The following is a 21,645-nucleotide window of genomic DNA, read 5'->3' on the forward strand; positions in this document are numbered from 1 at the left end:
GCTGTCACCTTACCTATGCTACCATGAAAGTATAAATGCAAAGGAGAGTGTATATTATGCCTAGACCTACAACTAAAATAGACTTGATCACAACAGCAGACGAACAGTTTTCGAAATTATGGCAGTTGATCGATTCTATGTCTGCTGAAAAACAGAATGCATCATTTATCTTTAGTGAAACCTTTTTGGAAAAAAGAAAGGAAGTTCACTGGCAACGTGATAAGAATTTGCGGGATGTGCTGATTCATTTATATGAATGGCATCAATTGCTTTTAAATTGGGTAGACTCTAATCAAAACGGCGAAGCAAAGCCTTTCATACCCACTCCCTATAATTGGCGAACTTATGGTAAACTCAATGAAGAATTTATAGAAAAACATCAAAATACCTCCCTGAATGAGGCAAAGGAGCTTCTAAAAAATAGCCATGCTGAGGTATTAAAAATGATTGAGACATTCACGAATGAAGAATTATTCGCTAAAAATACATTGCCTTGGACTGGAACATCTACACTAGGAAGCTACTGTGTTTCTGCAACTTCCAGTCACTATGAATGGGCAATAAAAAAGATCAAGCAGCATATCAAATCATAAAAGGATTCTTAGACAAAAAAAGCTTCTGTTGTTTAGACACATGTCTAAACAACAGAAGCTTTAAATTCTTATTTTGTGAACTCTTCAACCAATTCCATAACTTCTTCCATTGTATCGCAGTCATTCAACGCACGATCCGCAAGTTCAGTCATTTTCTTAGTATCTAGACGTTTCATCAAGCTGCGTGTTTTAAGGATAGATGTTGCACTCATAGAGAACTCATCTAAGCCCATCCCTACTAATAGAGGCACTGCAGTTTGGTCGCCCGCCATTTCTCCACACATACCAGTCCATTTGCCTTCTGCATGAGATGCATCGATCACGTTTTTGATCAAACGTAAGATTGAAGGATTGTATGGTTGGTATAGGTAAGAAACACGTTCGTTCATACGGTCTGCTGCCATTGTGTATTGGATCAAGTCATTTGTTCCGATACTAAAGAAGTCAACTTCTTTGGCGAATTTATCCGCAATCACAGCTGCTGCAGGAATTTCGATCATGATACCGACTTGAATCGTATCAGATACGCTTGTTCCTTCAGAAACTAATTTTGCTTTTTCTTCATCGAAGATTTTCTTCGCTGCTCTGAATTCTTTCAATGTAGCAACCATTGGGAACATGATACGTAAGTTACCATGAACAGACGCACGTAATAATGCACGCATTTGTGTGCGGAACATATCATCGCCGCGTTCAGATAAGCTGATGCGTAATGCACGGTAACCTAAGAACGGGTTCATTTCATGCGGTAATTGAAGATAAGGTAATTCTTTGTCTCCACCGATATCCATTGTACGAACCACGACAGGTTTGCCGTCCATGCCTTCTAGTACAGCTTTGTATGCAACATATTGATCTTCTTCTGTTGGGAAGTCCGGAGAATCCATGTATAAGAATTCTGTACGGTATAAACCAACAGCTTCTCCGCCATTGTTGTGTACGCCTTCTAAATCTTTAGGTGTACCAATGTTGGCAGCTAATTCGATATGTTTGCCATCAGCAGTCACTGTTTCAGCATGTTTCAATTTATCCCATTCAGCTTTAAGGTCAGCATACGCTTTACCTTTTGCTTCAAAATCAGCTTTTTCAGCGTCCGTTGGATGAACGATCACATCGCCATCGATCCCGTTTACCGCTAAAATATCGCCTTCTTTCACTTTTGCAGTGATTTCTTTTGTTCCTACGATCGCAGGAATTTCAAGAGAACGCGCCATAATAGCAGAGTGAGACGTACGTCCACCGATATCCGTTACAAATGCCTTCACATATGTACGGTCTAACTGAGCAGTATCACTTGGAGTCAAGTCATGAGCAACCACAACCACTTCTTCGTTGATCATTGAAGGATTAGGAAGCGTAACTCCTAGTAAGTGAGCTAAAATACGTTTTGCAACGTCACGAATATCTGCTGCACGTTCTTGCATGTATGCATTGTCATCCATTGCTTCGAACATACCGATATACATATCAGTCACTTCTTTTAATGCTGCTTCAGCGTTTACTTTATTATCTTGGATGTTTTGTTTGATTTGACCAATCATTTCAGGGTCAGATAAAACCATCAAATGCGCATCAAAAACTTGCGCTTCTTCTTCGCCAAGGCTTTGAGCTGCTTTTTCTCTGATTGCTTGCAGTTCAGTCGTTGATTTTGCTAAAGCATCATCTAAACGGCTTTCTTCCGCAGCAGTATCTTCTACAGATTTTTTGTCGAAAGATAAATCAGGTTGAACTAACAGGTAAGCTTTAGCGATAGCGACACCATCACTTGCGGCAATTCCTTTTAGCATATCAGACATTATTCTGACAATCCTTCTTTTTTCATTGTGTCAACGATTGCTGCTAATGCATCAGCTTCGTCTACACCATCAACTGAGATAGTAACGTCTGAACCTTGGCCAACGCCTAGAGACATAACGCCCATGATTGATTTAAGGTTAACAGATTTACCTTTGTATTCTAAGTTGATATCTGAGTTGAATTTACTTGCAGTTTGTACTAATAATGTAGCTGGACGAGCGTGAATTCCTGTTTCTGCTACGATGTGAAAATCTTTCTTTTCCATATGAATCGGTCTCCTTCGTAAGTAAAATAATTTTTTATGTTAGGGTTTTCCTTTCTCTGCTCGATTCGAATAAAACAGACATCAAGAAAAGACCCTTTCAATTTTTAAGATTACCATTTTTTTAAGGTAGATACAACACTTTTCACCTATTTTTTATTGATTGAAAGGCTCTCTTAATTTTCTTCTTTCATATAATGATATATAATTCGTCCATTTAATCCAGCTTCTCCGACAATCGACATCCGATCTGGTAAATTCTTCCACGCTTCCCTAAACGCAGGAAAATCCTGCGGATCAACGATCAGCTCAGAGATCGTTCCTTCTTTCAGCGCATTGATTTGTTCTTCAAACGAATTCTCGACCATTATTTATTCACCGCTTTCTGTATATTTTTAGACTGAGGTTATTGTATGACAAAATGAAGTATTTGTCTAAGCTATTTCTCGATTTTTATATGTATGATCGGATTCTATTTAAAGTTCAATTGCTTGATTCTTCTGAGAAAGATGCTATAATATTCTCAAAGGTCAAAAATGGTCAATTGGTTTTTGACTTTCTTATTAATGACTTTGATACATGATTAGTCTTATTTTGAAAGGACGTGTTTTATCCTATGATCTGTCAAAATTGTCAGCAAAATCCAGCAACGATCCATTTATATGCGAATGTCAATGGTCAAAGAAAACAGTTAGACTATTGCCAAAGTTGCTACCAAAAATTAAAAGCACAAGCAAATGATAATCAACCAACAATGTCTCAGCAAGATCCATTTGGTTTTGGAAGTTTAGATGATCTCTACCGCTCTTTATCTCGTCAAATGCAGGAACAACAAGGTAACCCGAATGGTCAAGTGCCTCCAACACAGTTTGGTGACGGTAACGGCTTCAATGGCGGACAACCTCCTCGCGGTGGTGCCGGACAAGCGGACGGCTTACTTGGAGAATATGGTATCAATATCACTCAAGCAGCTCGCAATGGCGATATCGATCCTGTTGTCGGTCGTGATGAAGAAATCAAGCGTGTGATCGAAATCCTCAATCGCCGGACAAAAAACAATCCTGTCTTGATCGGCGAACCCGGTGTCGGTAAAACAGCCGTTGTTGAAGGACTCGCTCAAAAAATCGTCGATGGTGATGTTCCGCAGAAACTATTGGACAAAGAAGTGATTCGTTTAGACGTTGTTTCTTTAGTTCAAGGAACAGGCATTCGCGGACAATTTGAAGAGCGCATGCAAAAATTGATCGAAGAAATCAAGCAAGCTGAAAATGTTATCTTATTTATCGATGAAGTCCATGAAATCGTCGGTGCCGGTGCTGCTGGTGACGGCAATATGGATGCCGGTAACATTTTAAAACCTGCGCTTGCTCGTGGAGAACTCCAAATGGTTGGGGCAACAACATTGAATGAATACCGCATCATCGAAAAAGACGCTGCTTTAGAACGTCGGATGCAGCCTGTTCGTGTAGACGAACCCACTGTCGATGAAACGATCGAGATCTTGAAAGGTTTGCAAAAACGCTATGAAGATTATCATCACGTAAAATATACAGATGAAGCGATCAAAGCGGCCGCAACCTTATCTAATCGTTATATCCAAGACCGTTTCTTACCAGATAAAGCGATCGACCTATTAGATGAATCAGGCTCTAAAATGAATTTGACGATTCAAATCGTCGATCCAAAAACGATCGAAAAGAAATTAGCCGAAGCAGAACAGCAAAAACAACAAGCCTCTGCTGAAGAAGATTTTGAAAAAGCGGCTTACTACCGTGATCAAATCAATAAATTACAAGCAATGAAGGAAAAACAAATCAGCGATGAAGAAACACCTGTGATCGATGAGAAAAATATTGAAGCGATCGTTGAACAAAAAACAGGGATTCCAGTTGGTGATCTGAAAGAAAAAGAACAAACACAATTGAAGAACTTAGCAGTCGACTTGAAAGCTCATGTTGTCGGACAAGATGATGCTGTCGATAAAGTCTCAAAAGCGATCCGCCGTAACCGTGTAGGTTTGGGTAAACAAAATCGACCAATCGGTTCTTTCCTATTTGTTGGGCCAACTGGTGTTGGTAAAACGGAATTAGCAAAACAATTGGCCTTTGAACTATTTGGATCAGAAGATTCAATGATTCGTTTTGACATGAGTGAATATATGGAAAAACATAGTGTCTCTAAATTGATCGGTTCACCTCCTGGCTATGTTGGATATGATGAAGCTGGACAATTGACTGAAAAAGTTCGCCGCAATCCATACAGCCTAGTGTTACTTGATGAAATCGAAAAAGCACATCCAGATGTTTTGCATATGTTCTTGCAAATCCTTGATGACGGACGTTTGACAGATGCTCAAGGTCGAACAGTCAGCTTCAAAGATACGATCATCATCATGACAAGTAATGCTGGAACTGGGAATGTGGAAGCCAACGTTGGTTTTGGCGCTGCCCGTGAAGGCGTGACGAAATCTGTTTTAGGACAATTGAATAACTTCTTTACTCCTGAGTTCTTGAATCGTTTTGATGGTATCATCGAATTCAAAGCTTTGAGCAAAGAAAACTTGATGAATATCGTCAGCTTGATGCTGGATGAAGTGAACGGCTTACTTGCTCATCAAAAAATCCATATCGAAGTTCCAACAGACGTAAAAGAAAAATTAGTTGATTTAGGCTACGATCCTTCTATGGGTGCAAGACCATTGCGTCGAACGATCCAAGAACAGATCGAAGACGGAATTGCTGAATATTATTTGGATCATCCAGAAGATCATGATTTAGTGGCTAAATTGGATGATGATGGGAAGATCAGTGTAACTGGCGCAACTGAAACTGTTTCTGAAAAAGCTCCTTTATCTGATTCTCCTGATAGCGAACAAACAATAGAAGAATAAAAAAAATGAGGTCAGCGAATAAACGCTGATCTCATTTTTTGTTTTAATGTGTAAAACCATAGGTCTTTTTACTTTCGTCATCATGGAAAATCACATGTGCCTGCTCTAATTCCGCAATTGCTTTTTCAGATCATCAATAAGGTCTTGTGCTCAATCCAATCTATAATCTTCTTGATCTTTGTACCTTCTGGCTTTTCATCTACAAACGTTTAGAGGCATCATAGCATGCCAGCCTCTTTCATCTAATTGACGATCTATCCTAGGTTAGATCGATCGTTCAGCCAAACGATATTTATTTCCAGAGGGCATATGTCAAAGAATTCCGCTCTAAATAGCCGTTTTTAGTAGCTTCCTTCTCTGGTGTAGCATTCCCCTCACTTCAAACTATTTTTAGTCTTTTATGGCACAAACAAGATGAAAACGATTGCTTTTTTTGTTTATTTAGTGTCTTTTTTTCGTTTTTTTGAGTCAAAATTCTTTTTATTTAGGCTAAAAAAATTTATAATAATAGTGAGTAAATCTACAACAAACGTCAAAAATGTCTATTTTAAGCGAAATTAGCACATTTTAAGTATCAATCTAAAATATAGAAATAAGTCGGGGTGAAAAAAATGAAGCTAGTCAATGTAACCAACAGCTACAAGCAATTAGTCAATAAACAATTGGAAAATACTGATGCCTACTTTGTTAAAGTATACTCAGCAGGTAATACCACTGTCGTTTATTCTGAGGCAACCAAGCATGCAGAAATATTGATCGTCAATAAAAAACGTGCAGTACGCAAAACTGAGATCAACGAAATTTTAGCTTACTTCTTAAAACGTATTCCTAAAGAAAAATACCGTCAAGAAGATATTTCGATCATCGAATTAAAAGATGTGACTGAAATTTCAATTCCTGTAACCTCTAGTTTAGTTGAACAGTAGATAAAACGGCATACTCTATTCTTTTGAGTAGAATGTGTCTTTTTATTTTGCCAAACACGTGATTATCATAATTGCAAGTGACGCTTTCCATCTTGCAAGCACTGCTTTCTTGCTAATTCATGTGATCCTCTTTATGCTTAAGAAACATCAGTGAAAGGAATTTAGACGATGGAATTTGGAGCTAAAATCAAAGTATTACGAACAGAAAATCAATTAACACAAGAACAACTTGCCTCACGTTTAAATGTTACAAGACAAGCCGTTTCAAACTGGGAAAATAATCGAAATTTACCAGATCTCGAAATGTTGATCCTCATTGCTCGTTCATTTCATATTTCACTTGATGATTTGATATTAGGAGGAAATACCGTGAATAATATAACTGAAAAATTGATTCAAGATGGTAGTGAAACAAGGCGGGCAAGATTCAATATGATCACCACATTAATTGGCGCTTTTTTATTATTTTTTGGTTTTGCCTGTTTCTTCATCAAAGCAAACTCTGTCGAATATATCGATCAATCAGGAATTTTGCATGAAAATTTTTATCTTTTACCAATTGGTTTCTTCTTCATTTTTACAGGGATCATCGTCTTTTTGGTCATTGGAATCAACTATGTGAGAGAATTGATCAAACGCAAAGTCTAGACTTCTAGCGATTTGTTCTTTCTACACTAAAAGAGGATGGGACGGAAGTGTTCAGCTTATTTCCGAAGCCTTCCACTCTTAGTACTTTAGCACTTAGAATGTTGCTAGCTTCACTTTGTTCTTGGAACAATAGTGAAACTGTATGCGTTAGCTGATGTGATCGAAGCGTAGCATAGTAGTTACTTCTGCTTCCACCGTTTATTCATTTTAAAAGGGACTAGGTCGTAACTCATAGAGTTATGTCCCAGTCCCTTTTCTATTTTATAATAAACTCTTTAATTCTACGTCTGGATACTTATCTGCAAACCAACGCTCAGCAAATTGATTTTCAAATAGGAACAATGGTTGATCAAAACGGTCTCTTGCTAAAATATTTCGACTTGAGCTCATCCGTTCATCTAAGTCTTCCGGCTTGATCCAGCGAGCGATTTTACTACCCATTGGCGTCATAACGACTTCTGCATTATATTCATTCAGCATCCGATGCTGGAACACTTCAAACTGCAATTGTCCTACTGCTCCAATGATATATTCTTCTGTCAGATAGGTTTTATATAATTGGATCGCACCTTCTTGTACAAGCTGATAAATTCCTTTATGGAATGATTTTTGTTTCATCACATTTTTAGCGACAACTTTCATAAATAGCTCAGGTGTGAATGAAGGCAGCTCTTCATATTCGACTTTCAATTTACCTTCATATAATGTGTCGCCGATTTGATAATTTCCTGTATCATAGATACCGATGATATCACCTGCAACAGCTTCTTCCACATTTTCTCTAGAATCCGCCATAAATTGCGTCACATTACTTAATTTTATTTTCTTTCCAGTTCTTCCTAAGATGACATCCATCCCACGCTCAAAAGTTCCTGAACAAATTCGAACAAATGCGATACGGTCACGGTGAGCCGGATTCATATTCGCCTGAATCTTGAAAACAAAACCTGAGAACTCTTCCTCATAAGGACTGACTTCTTGTCCATCTTCTGTTTTATGACTGTACGGTGAAGGCGCGAATTGTAAAAAGGTTTCTAAAAATGTTTGTACACCAAAATTCGTTAAAGCTGATCCAAAGAAGACAGGTGTTTGATCGCCGCGGGCAATTTTTTCTGTGTCAAATTCATCTCCCGCTTCCACCAATAGCTCGACTTCTTCTAATACTTGCTGGTACACGCTTTCTTTATGCAGTGGATGATCACTTGGAATATCCCCATCTACTAATGGGATAAAACGCTCATCATTGTTTGTCTCAGGTCGATACACTTCTACACGTTTATTATAGATATCGTAAAGTCCTTCCAGACCTTTCCCCATACCGATCGGCCAATTCATTGGATAAGATTCGATATCAAGCAGTTCTTCTAACTCTTCCAGTAACTCTAAAGGTTCACGGCCATCACGGTCCAATTTATTGATGAACGTGAAAATCGGAATCCCACGTTTTTTGACCACTTGGAATAATTTCTTTGTTTGCGCCTCGATCCCTTTCGCACTATCAATGACCATCACAGCACTATCTACCGCCATCAACGTACGATACGTGTCCTCGGAGAAATCCTCATGCCCAGGAGTATCTAGAATATTGACGCGCTTATCATCATAATCAAATTGCATCACAGAACTGGTAACGGAAATCCCTCTTTGTTTTTCAATTTCCATCCAGTCTGATTTAGCGAAGTTTCCGGTCTTTTTCCCTTTAACAGTCCCTGCTTGACGAATCGCTCCGCCAAATAATAATAGTTGCTCTGTAATTGTTGTTTTCCCGGCATCCGGATGGGAAATGATCGCAAATGTACGGCGGCTGTCAACTTGTTCTTTTAAATGTGAATTTTTCATTTGTTGCTCCAATCTATCGTTTTTTCTTGAATAGGTATAACAGATCAATCATTTATTTTTTAAGAATCCTTCTACATGGGAATATTCTCCTTGGTCTTTATTATTCAACTAGTGTAGTATATCATGTAATTACCCTAGTTTTCAAAGGCTTTAGCTAAGTTTCAAAAAAAGAGTCAGACAAAGTCTTAAGACCATGCCTGACACTTCATAATAGGGGAAGAAACACCTCTTGATAAGTTACCTAGGAAAAACAGTAGTAATTTAAATAGAAATTACTTTGTAACCATAAAACAAGTATAAAGTCAGAGTTATAATTGTGCAAATAAGCGCATAGACACACTATTTTAGTTATCTAAAAATAATTTTTGTTATTTTATCCAAAAATATCTTGATTTTCAAGCCTTAATTTCGAACGTGCGTTATTAATTGACGCTCTTTTATTCAAATTGTTCAAAAAAAACTAACTAACTTGTTTTTATTGATAAATATTTTATACAAGGATGTGAAGAAATGTTAGACGCAATGATGTTGGAAAACACTGATAAACGTAAGTTAACTCTTTTTCGACTACTAACCCTTTTCTCTGAAAAGAGGTATAGCATCAAATTTTTTGAGAGTAAACTTGATTATTCGTATAGCCGAGTTGTCTATCTTCTTGAACTGATTCAGCAAGATTTAACGGATATGACTGGTAAAAAAGTCGATCTGCTCACAAAAAGTGGTGTCCATCACAAGCAAAATATCACTTATGATATGTATTATCAATATTTGATCACGCAAAGCATCCCATACAAATTATTGATCTCTTTTCTCTATTTTCCTGAAGATAATCTAGATCGATTTTGCGACAAACATTATCAAAGCAGAACAACCGTCGTTCGCAAATCAAAACTGTTGATCGATTACTTCAAACACTTTGCAATCAGAGTAAATATTTCTCAATTGAGTCTCTCAGGTGATGAACGTATCATTCGGATCTTATTTTATAATCTCATTTGGATGACCACTCAAGGTACCAACCTGCCAAAAATCAAGCGTAACCCAATCACTTATGACGAAGTCAGCAAAATTGTCAGCCCCTATTTTCCAGATACTTTTAGTTATGGCGCTCGCAAACAGATTTCTTTAATGCTTGATATCGTCTATCTACGAATACGAAAAGGAAATATTTTAACAGAAAAAACAGAAATCGAACCGTATATCAGTGTCCCTGAAGTATACACTATTACTCATTTTGGGAACCTGATAAAAGATCCTGATGCTTTAGCTGCTGAAGCTCAATTTGCAGCGTTCTTATTGATCGCATCCCCTAATTTCTTTAGAGAAGGTGAACACCGATTATTACTTCTAGATTCTTATTTGGAAGAACATTCAAATAGTGCTACAAAATTACTGGAAGAATTTACTGTTTTTTTTAGAGATAAGTTTATGCCTGTTGGTTTTTCTTGGAACAATGAGGTAATCCTTTTTGGAAATGTTGCCAACATTCTTTTTTCTCATAGCATTATCCAGCAAAGGTTTCCTACCTTATTTCACTTGACTGATAATAACATTTATTCAAAAAATAAATATTATTATCAATTATTTACTGAATTCAAAGCATTATTTCAAAAAATTTCTAACAGAAAAAACTACGCTTGGCTAAAAACAAATATCGATGCTTTATCTGACACACTATCGGCTTTACTTGTTCCACTTTATGAATCTTTTTTAGGGAATAATCTTATTCGAATTGCTTTAGTAGCAGAGTCAAACTATCTACTGGTTGAACCATTGACGCAATTTATAAAAGATATTCCTTTCGTTCAGTTAGTCGCATACAAATATGGCGAATTTTCCTCTTTTGATTTTATGGTAACGACTTCTTCTTTCTTGATTCCAGAAGATTGTCCTTTACCTTCATTTGTCTTTCGTTTTTCTGCAGATAGTGATGAACAATATCTCAGTCTCTATCAAGCAATCAAAGATGTTCATAATCAAAAAGGAAGTAATTTAATCCAACAAAAGAAGACTAACATCTAACGTTAGTCTTCTTTAACTCTATCTTCTTGGTTCATCTTCTTCCAGTTCTTTACGGAAAAAACGACGATTTTCTTCTGGTTCTTCATCAACCTCTTCTTCATCATGAAAAACAACTTTTAAAGCTAACACTCTAGTTCCTTCCATTTCTTCAGAAGTCAATGTCAGATTCCCAACATCAAAGGATAATTTCTCTCCCTCATCCGGAATCGTTCCTAAAGCTGTGATCAAGTAGCCAGCCATCGTATCAACATCGCTCATATGAAGATCTGTTTCAAACGCTTCATTGAACTCATCGATCAGCATTCTACCTTGAATCAAGTATTCATGTTCATTGATCTTTGTATATAGATTTTCGACTTCATCAGATTCATCATCGATCTCTCCAACGATTTCTTCCAATAAATCTTCTAAGGTAGCTAGTCCAACGACACCACCGTATTCATCAAGCAAAATCGCCATTTGATTTTGCGTTCTTTTCAGCTCATATAATAGATCATCAATAAAAATTGTTTCAGGTACGAACAATGGCTCTTGGATGATATTTTTTAACTGAACATTATCGAAGCCCAACTTATGAGCAGCTTTCAATAAGTTTTTCGTATGAAGAATCCCTACGATCTTATCTTTATCTTCGTTGTAAACAGGTATTCTTGAAAAGTTTTCTGATAAAACAGCATTGATATTCTCGTGGATATCATCTTCGATATCGATCATAAAGGCATCTGTTCGTGGAACCATGACCTCACGAGCAACTTTTGTATCTAGAGAAAAGACTCCTTGGAGCATTTCCAATTCGTCATTGTCCAGCACACCTTCTGATTCCAGCATATAGCGCATTTCATCACGCGTCATTTTAGAATCAGCATCATCAAACTTCATTGGTGTCAGCTTCGAAAGTAAATCTGTCGATGCAGAAAGCAACCAAACGAATGGTCGAGCAACAACACCGATCGTACGGACAAAGCCAGACGTAAATTGAGCAACTTCCTCAGATTTATTCATAGCGATTCGTTTAGGATATAATTCACCAAAAACGATCGAAACATATGTCAGTAAAGCTAAAATAATAATGTTGGCAAGATTTTTTGCTGCAGCTCCTCCACCTAAGATTGGGGCTAATTTTGCAGACAAAGAATCAGCTAAAGATGCACCAGATAAAATATTGACTAAGGTAATACCAACTTGGATCGTTGATAAGAAACTGGTCGGATCTTTAAGGACTTTTAAAAGCTTGATCGCTTTTTTATCTCCTTCTTCTGCCTTTTGTTCAACACGATTCTTATTTACAGAAACTACCGCAATTTCTGATGCCGCAAGAAATGCATTGATCAAGGTTAACACGATCAATAATAAGACTTGTGCGATAAGCGACTGACTATCGGGGTCAGCATTGTTCATAATGTTTTCTCTCCTTAAATGTCTGTAAAATAGTTAAACAGGTCATTTAACTATTTTAGTATTTTGAAAGATCACTCTTTCGTTTTAAAAAACGTGACTACACAATGTAGTCACGATGAAATCGTATCACAAATAGAAAGTGATTTCAATATTCTCACCCTATTTTTCCTTACTTGATGGTGAATTTATTTCGCCACTTAAATCCAGTACTAAATCCTCAGCCATTTTATCCTTACGCACCATGCTATATACATGAATTGCTATCGTTTTACAAATCGCATAAAACGGAACACCTAAGAAAATCCCTAACAATCCGGCAATATTTCCAGCAACAAGTAAAATGATAATGATCGTTAAAGGATGGATCTGTAAAGATTTACCGATCACATTTGGATAAATAATGTTTCCATCAATTTGTTGTACAACCAATACGACTAAACAGCAAAGCAATGCTTTGAATGGCTCGTCAAAAACGGTCACAAACACAGCTGGAGCTAAACCTAAATACGGTCCTAAATATGGGATCAAATTGGTTATACCAGCGATAACACCGAATAAAAAGGCATAGCGTACACCGATCAGAGAATAGCCAATCACAGTAAATGTAGCAACGAATAAACATTCGATTGCTTGTCCGCTGATATAACTTGATAATGTTTTATTTAATTTATTTAATAATTCAACGATGTCATCCTGACGTTTTTTCGGTAAAAAACGCTTGATCCCAGGAACTAAGCGATCACCATCTTTTAGCATATAAAACAGGATGAATGGAGCTGTCACAATAATGATCGTCGTTGAGGCAACCGTTGAAACGATCGAGCCTAAACTACTTGATAAACCACTCAAAAATTGCTGGATGATATTCCCATATGAAATGTCCAATTGCTCAATATATTTCGTCAATTCTGCTTCTTTGAAGATCGGCAGCTCAGACATCTGAGTGACCCAAGCCTCCACACCCTTGAATACCTCAGGCATATTCGATGCTAAACTAGATAATTGAGAAACCAAACTAGGAATAACACTGACTAAAAGCAATACGATCGCTGCAATCAAAAGCAAAAACACGATCAAAATCGCATAAATTCGTTTCATCTTAGTTTTCATCAATAAATTGACGATCGGATTCAAAATGTAATAAAGAAACCCTGCCACAAGTACTGGCGCAAATAATGTCGAGAAAAATGTCCCCACTGGCTCAAAAATAAAATTGATTTTTGAAGAGACAAAAATCAACGTAGCAATAACCAATAACTCCGTTGACCAAAAAAATAACTTAGATTGCCTTAAACGTTCAAACACAAATACTCCTCCTTAAAATAAAAGCGGAACAAATCGCCTAATCCTGTAGAAAATTAGGAAATTGACTTTGTGACGTCCTTTGTCACACTGGCAATTTATCTATTTTCCTAAGGATTGATTTGTGCAGCTGGATAAAATAAATGATCAACACTTTCTTACGAAAGTCTTGTACTGTTCATCATCAACTCAAATTTTTTCGTTGTGATTCTCAGCAAATGATCAATACTCTCTTACGAAGATCTGGTACTATTTTATATCTGAAAAAGTTCAATTTCTTACCTATAGATTTTAGCATACCTTTTCCTATATAAGATAGCAATACTTCTTTGGACCTATAAAAATCACCTCTGTTTATACTTGTTCAAAAAAGCCACTGTATCATTAAATGCAATTTTCGCAGGTTCTGATTTCATTTCAAATTGGTACTCATGAGCTGTTCTATATTCTGATTTTGGAAAGAATCGTTGACTGACAGAAATATCTTTAGAAGCCAATGTTCTGACTAATTTTTTCCCTTGATTCTCAAAGGATAATGTATTGCCATCTGTGATATAGGCAGGTGGAAAATTTACAGTAACGAAATTGGATATTACCGAACTCTCTGCCAATTTACCATGAAGCCAGTTTTTATCCCGTGCATAGCCCCAACCGATTTTTTGAAACATAAATTTAACTGGCGGTATTGAATAGGAGTGGACGACCTCTGGTACATCGTATACTCCACAATAAAGTAAACTACCTTTAATTTGATCTTTTTTTATTACTTGATCGATATTCATAAGTTCACGGTATGCTTCGTTCGTTTGTGTTGTGATAAATTGACTTGCGATTTGAGCGCCGGCAGAATCACCTGCAATAAAAAGATTATCCAAATTGATCGAATAGTTTTCGGCATGCTTTTTTAAATAGGCTAAAAATTCTGAAGTCTGAACGACTGGTATAGGATATTTAGTTTCTGGAACAAGTGCATAGTTCATTACAGCAACTGTATATCCTTCTTCAGCTAGTTTTGTTGCAAATTCTTTTTCTTCCAATTTATCTCCACCAACAAAGCCACCGCCATGTACCCATGCGATAATGGGTTTTCCTGCCATCTGTTTTTTAGGCAAATAGAGATCAAATTGATTATTTTTATAAGCTGATGTATAGGACTCATTTACAAAAACTGTTACATTGCCATCCTCATATTGATTTGCTCTTGTTTCCTTAGGAATTTTAAACGCTGTATGCTTTGCGAAAAAGATTACGGGATAAGGTGAGATATTGATAATAATAGCAACAATGATAAACAGAATAGTAAATATCCCCAAAATATATACAAATTTTGCGTTCAATGTTATCCCTCCTTTTCATTTATTCAACAGAATAGCTAAGATTTCCATTATAACTGATCTATAACTAAAAAAGTTACAAATCTTTATTTAAACAGTGATTTTAAGGTATAATAAATAAAATAATATGAGTTAGAGGTGCCAAATGAAAATCGTTCAAACAAGAGATACGATGAGTGACATCTATTTAGATGCCGTTCAAATCCGTCATCAAGTATTCATGCTGGAGCAAGGAGTTCCTAGCGAGATAGAAATCGATAAATATGAAGCAATGTGCATTCATTTTGTTTTATATGGTGATGATAACAAACCCATCGCTACTTGTCGCCTATTACCACTTGAAAATGATAGGATAAAACTACAACGAATGGCTGTTCAAAAAGAGTATCGAGGTAAAGAATACGGCCGGATCATTGTAGAAAAAGCCGAAGAATTTGCAAAAGAGCAAGGATATAGAGTGATTACTTTAGGCGCACAAATCACTGCTTTAGGATTTTATGAGCGGATGGGTTACGTTAAAGAAGGCGATATGTTCCTTGATGCTAATATAGAGCATTATCAAATGAATAAAGCGTTATGATCTCAAAAAGTGTGGAATATGATGAATATTCCACACTTTTTTATTATTTCCAGACTAAAGGAATTGTGTATTGAAGATTATGTCTATACATTCTATTGGATGAAATCGCTGTTAAGGTAACATTTATTTGCGTAGCCCTCTCATCGATCCCTTCAACAGTGACAAGATTATTTTCTAATTTTGCATCTATCTTTTTATTCCAAGTATCATCCTCGTTTGACAATTCTGTATAACCTGTGGATTTTTCTGCCTGATCAAATTGGGTAGAATACTTCATCGGGTTTTCAAAGACAAGCTGTTTCGTTGATCGATCCACTACCGCTGTTGGAGCTGTCACATATGAGTCTCCATCAAACCTATCTAAATTTTTCAAATTAGAAAGCGGTGTAAGATCCAGCACTGGATAACCATATAAATCAAGCCCTTCCAAATTTTCCAGCCCTGATAAATAGCTGATATCTTGCACCATATGTGTCGCTTTAGCTTCGGTCATATACCAATAGTATTGTAAAAATTTCAAATTTTTCATTTTTCCAATCGGGCGCATATCGATACTTCCTTCATTTACTGGTACATAAACAGCACTCTCTACATTGGTTAGGTATTGTACGCCTTCAAGTGACTCACCAGCAAGATAAACTGAATCTGCATATTCCATTTCTTTTATTGTGGGCAATTCATCTGTGATCTTTTTACCAGTATTTTCCTCAATCGACTTCACAACAGATTTTCTCAGCTCATCTGATGGAATATAAACCTTTCGTTCTTCAGCGATATTGCTTTTCCCCCATCCAAACGTAATCATAGCAAAAAAGATGATTCCCATCACTTTTATTGTTTTTATTGCATACTCTTTCATTATATACCCTCCATTCTTTTTAATATAATTATATCATTAAAAAAATATTTAACTACATAAGAAAAAATATTACTGACTTAAGATACAAAAAAAGACTAGCGATAATTTCTCACTAGTCTTTTTTCACTTAACATCTTACATTCGCTATTTTTTAGATAGCTCCTGATAGCGTTGGTACCAGATATTCACATAGTCTTCAGAGAACGGACCTTTTCCACTATTAATCCAATCCACTAATGTCTTCACATTTTCTTTTAGAATAAAATCGATATCTTCCGGATACTCCATGATTTTACTGTGAAACTCATATTCGTCTACATCTAACAAACGTTTCTCTCCATCAGGAAAAACCTTGATATCCAAATCGTAATCGATATACTTCAATGCTTCATCATCTAAAAGATATGGTGACGCAAGATTGCAGTAATAAGAAACCCCCTTTTCTCTGATCATCGCTATTATGTTGAACCAGTATTTTTTATGAAAATAAACAATCGCTGGTTCCCGAGTAACCCATCGACGCCCATCAGACTCTGTCACCAAAGTATGATCGTTAACGCCGATCAAAGAATACTCGCTTGTTTTCAATACCATAGTATCTCGCCATGTTCGATGCAAATGTCCATCGTGTTTGTAACTTTGGATCGTTACAAATTCACCTTCTTTTGGAATTGCCATAGTCCCCCAACTTTCCCTCGTACGAAAAATCGCATATCAAAGCTGATTGCGCTTCGTTTGGGTGTTCATTACACCGATATCACTATAATTATATCATAATTTTCAACTTTGCATACTAAGGAGTTTGATTTCTTACGACTGTTTTAAATGAAATACTATAAAGTACGTTTAAATAACTTTTAGTTTATTATATTTCATAATAAAAAATCCAGCTCTAAATAGAGCTAGACATTAACGTTTATTAGCCGTTGAACAATGATTCTATATTTCAATCCACTAGCTCTAAACAGAGCTAGACTAATTTATTCATGTCTTGCGCTTCTAATTTATTATTTCAATCCACTAGCTCTAAACAGAGCTAGACGCCTTCCATACTATCGCCAGTCGTATCTGCAGTAATTTCAATCCACTAGCTCTAAACAGAGCTAGACGTTGATAAAAGCTATATACTCAATTGCTTTGTCTATTTCAATCCACTAGCTCTAAACAGAGCTAGACCTCACAATATGCTTTTCTAGCGAGTAAGGTTCACTATTTCAATCCACTAGCTCTAAACAGAGCTAGACTTTTAACATTCTCCATAAGTAGGTATTTTTGTCTATATTTCAATCCACTAGCTCTAAACAGAGCTAGACTTATATGGAGTAGGTACATCATCGGATATTTGAATTTCAATCCACTAGCTCTAAACAGAGCTAGACATGACATTTACACAAGGTAATGTTTTAGAAACATTATTTCAATCCACTAGCTCTAAACAGAGCTAGACTGTGAAATAGGCTGAAATATCAGACATATTCCAGCTATTCCACTACTAACACTATTATAACATTAAATATAAATGAGAAAATAGCCTTTTACAGCTGAAATCTTAAAAAATTTTGGTGCGAATCTCCTAGCTATTTCATGCGCACTTAAGGTTCGCACCAACTAATTATTTCTTTATTTTAAATTCTTTTTGATAAAGTTCTACCATTTTTTGCTGCGGCTTTGGAAATACATAGTTTGAAAATTCTTCTGGAGTTGTCCAATTCTGATTGTCATTGATAGAAATTGGACCTGTTTGTCTTCCATAAAACACCAAGATATGCCATTTTAAATGGCTAAAAACATGAACGACTTCTCCCAAATTTCGCTTTTGCCAAACAACTTGGGGATACTCTTCAAAAATCTCTGAATTTTCTTCTGCGACCAAAAGTGGTTCTTCAAATTCAAGAGATAACTGTTGTTCTTCTTTTACCCGTGATTTTTGCAGGAAATCAAATCGTTCCTTACTGACTTCCTCTATCGGAAATAGCCACATATTCGCTAATAACCCTTTAGCACTACGCTGTTCCAGCAAGAACTCCTCTTGATTATTTTCGATGATCCCACCTACATAATAAACATCTTTCGGTTTTTGTTTCTTTGATTTGACTGGATAATCAGTCATTGTATTCATCTCATAACTCAAACAATATTGCTGAATTGGGCATTCCTCACACTTAGGCGACGTTGGTGTACAGATCGCTGAGCCTAGATCCATCATTGCTTGATTGAAATCCCCCGGCCGCTCCTTATCAATGATTTTATACATCGCTTCTTCAAAAACTTTGCGGCTGCCAGCTTTTGCAATATCATCACTGATTTCAAATAAACGGCTGACCACACGCATCACATTTCCGTCAATCGCTGGTTCTGGCAGTTGAAAGGCAATACTGCCGATCGCTCCTGCCGTATACGGTCCGATTCCTTTCAGTTGTCTGATTTCTTCGATCGTTTGAGGCATTTGGCCATCAAATTCTGTCATGATCTGTTGCGCTGCCATTTTTAAATTTCTAGCTCGGGAATAATAGCCCAGCCCTTCCCAAGCTTTCAATAAACGATCATCAGGTGCTTCAGCCAGGTCTTTGATCGTCGGAAACCACTCCATAAAACGATAATAATAATCGATCACAGTATCGACACGTGTCTGCTGCAGCATGATCTCTGAAATCCAAATACGGTATGGATCTAAATTGACGCGCCATGGCAAGTTACGTTTTTCTTTTTCATACCAATCAATAAATTCTTCTTGAAAAGACTGAAGTTTTTCTGTGCTCCACGTCTCCCAATATTTTTCATTCTTCATCCTCTAATTCCTTTTCATCAAAATATTGCTGGATCAATTCTGAATCAAACTGCTTTTGAAACAGACTTTGTTTGACCTTCATCGAGCGTTTATAAGAATCAAGCTTACGGTGTTTCTCCCAAAGCTTATCTCCTTCTTTTTTGATTGCGTCTATCTCTTGTTCTTCATCCCGTTTAAAAGCTAAGCCTTCAAGCGCTAGATCGATCACCTCACGGTTAAATCCTTTTTGCATCAGGTGAATTTGAACTTTCTGCAATGCCTCTCTAAAACTTTTCGTTCTATAGCGTTTCATTGCCTTTTGAGCGGCAGCGGCAGCGACTTCAACTTGATCTTCCATTGCATAAAAAGTCAAACCATGCTGAATATCTTCATCGCTCAGCCCTTTGCGTTTTAGTTGCTGTTCGATCATCTTAGGCCCTTTATCACTGGTTCGCATCAACGTTCGTACATAACTTTCACTGAAAGATTTATCATCCAGCAGATTCATCTCTTCTAAACGAGCAACGATTTTTTTTCGATCTTCCGGTAAAATCTCTTTCTCTTTCAAATGATCAAGAATTTCTTTTTTCGAGCGTAATTGATAACTAAGATAATTTAAAGACAGCTGCAGACCAACGTCATACGAACCAGCTTTTTTTATTTGTTCGATCATTGTTTCAGTTAGTTCTTGTCCTTTTAATAAGCGCTGACGGACGAGTGTATCTTCTGATACGCGTAATTTTTCTCCCGAAGACAGCCAGACTAAATAAAACTGCCCTTTGTCCTTCGTGATTTTCGTGATTGTTTCCATCTTCCTCCGCCTTTCTAGTGAGAACGTATATTCTACTATAACATATAAATGACAGAAGCTAAACCAGTCAAATTGTGCTAAAATAGGATGAAGTAAAAAAGCAAAGTTTTAGAACAACTACACAGTATTTAATAAAATCATGAAATAAAAGGATGAAACCATGACCACACATCAATTAAAAGAAGGCCAAAGTATTTCTTTGAAGATAAAACGTTTAGGCATCAACGGAGAAGGTATCGGGTATTATAAAAAGACGATCGTTTTTGTTCCAGGTGCTCTACCTAAAGAAGACATTTCTGTGAAAATCACAAAAGTCGCTCCCCGCTTCGTGGAAGCACAACTAACAAAGATCATTAAATCCGCACCTGAACGTGTGGTACCGCCTTGTCCTGTCTATGAAGAGTGCGGCGGTTGTCAATTACAGCACCTTGCTTATCCAGCTCAATTGACGTTTAAAAAGGATCTATTAAAACAAGCCTTGAACAAATTTAAACCAAGAAATTTTGAGAAGTATCCATTGCGAAAAACAATCGGAATGAAAAATCCTTGGAATTATCGGAATAAAGCACAATTTCAGTTACGGAAAATCGACGGAGAAATCGAAGCGGGACTCTATCAAGCGGATTCACACCACTTAGTTCCGATCGATGATTGTCTCGTACAACAACCCGCTACAACAAAGGTTATGAACGCTTTAGTCGAATTATTGAATAAATATCAACTGCCGATCTACAATGAACGCAAAAATAGCGGCATTTTCCGTACATTGATGGTTCGTGTCGGCATCAAAACCAATGAAGTTCAAGTCGTTTTTATCACTCAATCAAAAAAGTTCCCGCAAAAACATGTATTGATCGATGAAATCACCCAGCAGCTTCCCGAAGTTGTGTCAATTATGCAAAACGTTCAAAACAAGCGGACATCGATCGTTATGGGTGACGAAACGATCCATTTATGGGGAAAAGAAAGCATCGAAGAAAAAATCAACGAGGTCACTTTTGATTTATCACCAAGAGCCTTTTTCCAATTAAATCCGGAACAGACCGAGGTTTTATATAATGAAGCGATCAAAGCATTAGATTTACAGGAAAACGAAACCGTTGTCGATGCTTATTGCGGTGTAGGTACGATCGGTTTAAGCCTTGCTAAAAAAGCTAAGGAAGTTCGGGGAATGGACATCATTCCTGCGGCGATCGAAGATGCCAAACTCAATGCCGAGCGCTTAGGTTTTACCAACACGCATTATGAGATCGGCACAGCAGAAGAATTGTTGCCGAAATGGCTGCAGGCTGGCTTTAAACCCGATGCGATCGTCGTTGACCCACCTAGAACTGGATTAGATCAAAAGCTGCTCAAAGCGATCATGAAACAGCCGCCTAAAAAAATGGTGTACATTTCTTGTAATGTATCGACCTTGGCAAAAGATCTAGTTGATCTAGCTAAAGTCTTTGAGATCGATTATTTACAATCGGTAGATATGTTTCCGCAAACAGCACGTTGTGAAGCTGTGGTAAAATTGACTAGAAAATAGTCAGCTTTTTCAGAGTAGAATAAACTAAGAACCGTACAATGCAAGGCATGCATCGTACGGTTTCTCTATTCTTTTACATCTATATG

General features: G+C 36.9%; 18 protein-coding genes and 1 CRISPR repeat array. Of the genes, 7 read left to right on the top strand and 11 right to left on the bottom strand.

Annotation, left to right across the window (positions count from 1 at the left end; genetic code table 11):
- The first annotated feature begins 56 nt into the window (after nt 1-56).
- Nucleotides 57-593 carry a ClbS/DfsB family four-helix bundle protein gene (locus H3T55_RS02020; protein WP_225532911.1) on the top strand — a complete coding sequence of 179 codons (537 nt, stop codon included), beginning with the start codon at nt 57-59 and terminating at the stop codon, nt 591-593.
- A gap of 68 nt (nt 594-661) precedes the next feature.
- Here H3T55_RS02020 and ptsP read toward each other — a convergent pair whose 3' ends face one another.
- The 3 genes from ptsP to H3T55_RS02035 form a co-directional block, all read right to left on the bottom strand.
- The gene (gene ptsP, locus H3T55_RS02025) at nt 662-2,389 is read right to left on the bottom strand and encodes a phosphoenolpyruvate--protein phosphotransferase (RefSeq protein WP_225532910.1); all 1,728 of its coding nucleotides are present in this window, start codon (nt 2,387-2,389) and stop codon (nt 662-664) included.
- Nucleotides 2,389-2,655 carry a phosphocarrier protein HPr gene (locus tag H3T55_RS02030; RefSeq protein WP_010765749.1) on the bottom strand — a complete coding sequence of 89 codons (267 nt, stop codon included), beginning with the start codon at nt 2,653-2,655 and terminating at the stop codon, nt 2,389-2,391. Before H3T55_RS02030 ends, ptsP begins: the two co-directional genes overlap by 1 nt.
- Nucleotides 2,656-2,828: 173 nt before the next feature.
- A complete protein-coding gene (locus H3T55_RS02035; protein ID WP_087639450.1) occupies nt 2,829-3,020 on the bottom strand; it encodes a hypothetical protein in 192 nt (63 codons plus the stop codon).
- Nucleotides 3,021-3,268: 248 nt separating this feature from the next.
- Here H3T55_RS02035 and H3T55_RS02040 point away from each other — a divergent pair, with 248 nt between their 5' ends.
- The 3 genes from H3T55_RS02040 to H3T55_RS02050 all read left to right on the top strand — a co-directional run bounded on the left by H3T55_RS02040 (nt 3,269) and on the right by H3T55_RS02050 (nt 7,116).
- Nucleotides 3,269-5,542 carry an ATP-dependent Clp protease ATP-binding subunit gene (locus H3T55_RS02040; protein ID WP_225532909.1) on the top strand — a complete coding sequence of 758 codons (2,274 nt, stop codon included), beginning with the start codon at nt 3,269-3,271 and terminating at the stop codon, nt 5,540-5,542.
- Nucleotides 5,543-6,153: 611 nt separating this feature from the next.
- A complete protein-coding gene (locus H3T55_RS02045; RefSeq protein WP_087639448.1) occupies nt 6,154-6,468 on the top strand; it encodes a DUF1827 family protein in 315 nt (104 codons plus the stop codon).
- A gap of 168 nt (nt 6,469-6,636) precedes the next feature.
- Nucleotides 6,637-7,116 (top strand): DUF3955 domain-containing protein, encoded by a 480-nt coding sequence (locus H3T55_RS02050; RefSeq protein ID WP_225532908.1) that lies wholly within the window; start codon nt 6,637-6,639, stop codon nt 7,114-7,116.
- Between the two features lie 261 nt (nt 7,117-7,377).
- On the opposite strand, the gene H3T55_RS02055 is transcribed toward H3T55_RS02050, so the two are convergent.
- The gene (locus H3T55_RS02055; protein ID WP_225532907.1) at nt 7,378-8,955 is read right to left on the bottom strand and encodes a peptide chain release factor 3; all 1,578 of its coding nucleotides are present in this window, start codon (nt 8,953-8,955) and stop codon (nt 7,378-7,380) included.
- A 510-nt stretch (nt 8,956-9,465) separates the two neighbouring features.
- Here H3T55_RS02055 and H3T55_RS02060 point away from each other — a divergent pair.
- A complete protein-coding gene (locus H3T55_RS02060; RefSeq protein WP_225532906.1) occupies nt 9,466-10,977 on the top strand; it encodes a helix-turn-helix domain-containing protein in 1,512 nt (503 codons plus the stop codon).
- An 18-nt stretch (nt 10,978-10,995) separates the two neighbouring features.
- Here H3T55_RS02060 and H3T55_RS02065 read toward each other — a convergent pair whose 3' ends face one another.
- From H3T55_RS02065 to H3T55_RS02075, 3 genes are all read right to left on the bottom strand, one after another.
- A complete protein-coding gene (locus H3T55_RS02065) occupies nt 10,996-12,375 on the bottom strand; it encodes a hemolysin family protein (RefSeq protein ID WP_225532905.1) in 1,380 nt (459 codons plus the stop codon).
- 159 nt (nt 12,376-12,534) lie between these two features.
- Nucleotides 12,535-13,680, bottom strand: a complete 1,146-nt coding sequence (locus tag H3T55_RS02070; protein ID WP_225532904.1) for an AI-2E family transporter — start codon at nt 13,678-13,680, stop codon at nt 12,535-12,537.
- Nucleotides 13,681-14,021: 341 nt separating this feature from the next.
- Nucleotides 14,022-15,014 (bottom strand): alpha/beta hydrolase, encoded by a 993-nt coding sequence (locus H3T55_RS02075; protein ID WP_225532903.1) that lies wholly within the window; start codon nt 15,012-15,014, stop codon nt 14,022-14,024.
- A 142-nt stretch (nt 15,015-15,156) separates the two neighbouring features.
- On the opposite strand from H3T55_RS02075, the gene H3T55_RS02080 reads away from it, so the two are divergent.
- Nucleotides 15,157-15,591, top strand: coding sequence for a GNAT family N-acetyltransferase (locus H3T55_RS02080; protein WP_225532902.1), 435 nt, complete (start codon nt 15,157-15,159; stop codon nt 15,589-15,591).
- A 43-nt stretch (nt 15,592-15,634) separates the two neighbouring features.
- Here the strand turns inward: H3T55_RS02080 and H3T55_RS02085 are convergent, their stop codons facing one another.
- The 4 genes from H3T55_RS02085 to recX form a co-directional block, all read right to left on the bottom strand.
- Entirely contained in the window at nt 15,635-16,450 is an 816-nt protein-coding gene (locus tag H3T55_RS02085) for a hypothetical protein (protein ID WP_225532901.1), read from the bottom strand.
- Nucleotides 16,451-16,594: 144 nt separating this feature from the next.
- Nucleotides 16,595-17,128: a biofilm phosphatase Bph gene (gene bph / locus H3T55_RS02090; protein WP_225532900.1), complete on the bottom strand. Its 534-nt coding sequence runs from the start codon at nt 17,126-17,128 to the stop codon at nt 16,595-16,597.
- 265 nt (nt 17,129-17,393) lie between these two features.
- Nucleotides 17,394-17,897: direct repeats of the CRISPR family, unit length 33 nt; unit sequence ATTTCAATCCACTAGCTCTAAACAGAGCTAGAC.
- A gap of 165 nt (nt 17,898-18,062) precedes the next feature.
- Nucleotides 18,063-19,238: an A/G-specific adenine glycosylase gene (mutY, locus tag H3T55_RS02095; protein WP_225532899.1), complete on the bottom strand. Its 1,176-nt coding sequence runs from the start codon at nt 19,236-19,238 to the stop codon at nt 18,063-18,065.
- Nucleotides 19,228-20,028: a recombination regulator RecX gene (gene recX, locus H3T55_RS02100; protein WP_225532898.1), complete on the bottom strand. Its 801-nt coding sequence runs from the start codon at nt 20,026-20,028 to the stop codon at nt 19,228-19,230. The genes mutY and recX overlap by 11 nt, the downstream gene beginning before the upstream one ends.
- 160 nt (nt 20,029-20,188) lie before the next feature.
- Between recX and rlmD the strand changes: the two genes are divergently transcribed.
- A complete protein-coding gene (gene rlmD / locus H3T55_RS02105; protein WP_225532897.1) occupies nt 20,189-21,559 on the top strand; it encodes a 23S rRNA (uracil(1939)-C(5))-methyltransferase RlmD in 1,371 nt (456 codons plus the stop codon).
- Nucleotides 21,560-21,645: the final 86 nt, after the last annotated feature.

The sequence above is a fragment of the Enterococcus sp. S22(2020) genome (genome assembly GCF_020295385.1).
Taxonomy (GTDB): Bacteria; Bacillota; Bacilli; order Lactobacillales; family Enterococcaceae; genus Enterococcus_L; species Enterococcus_L dunnyi.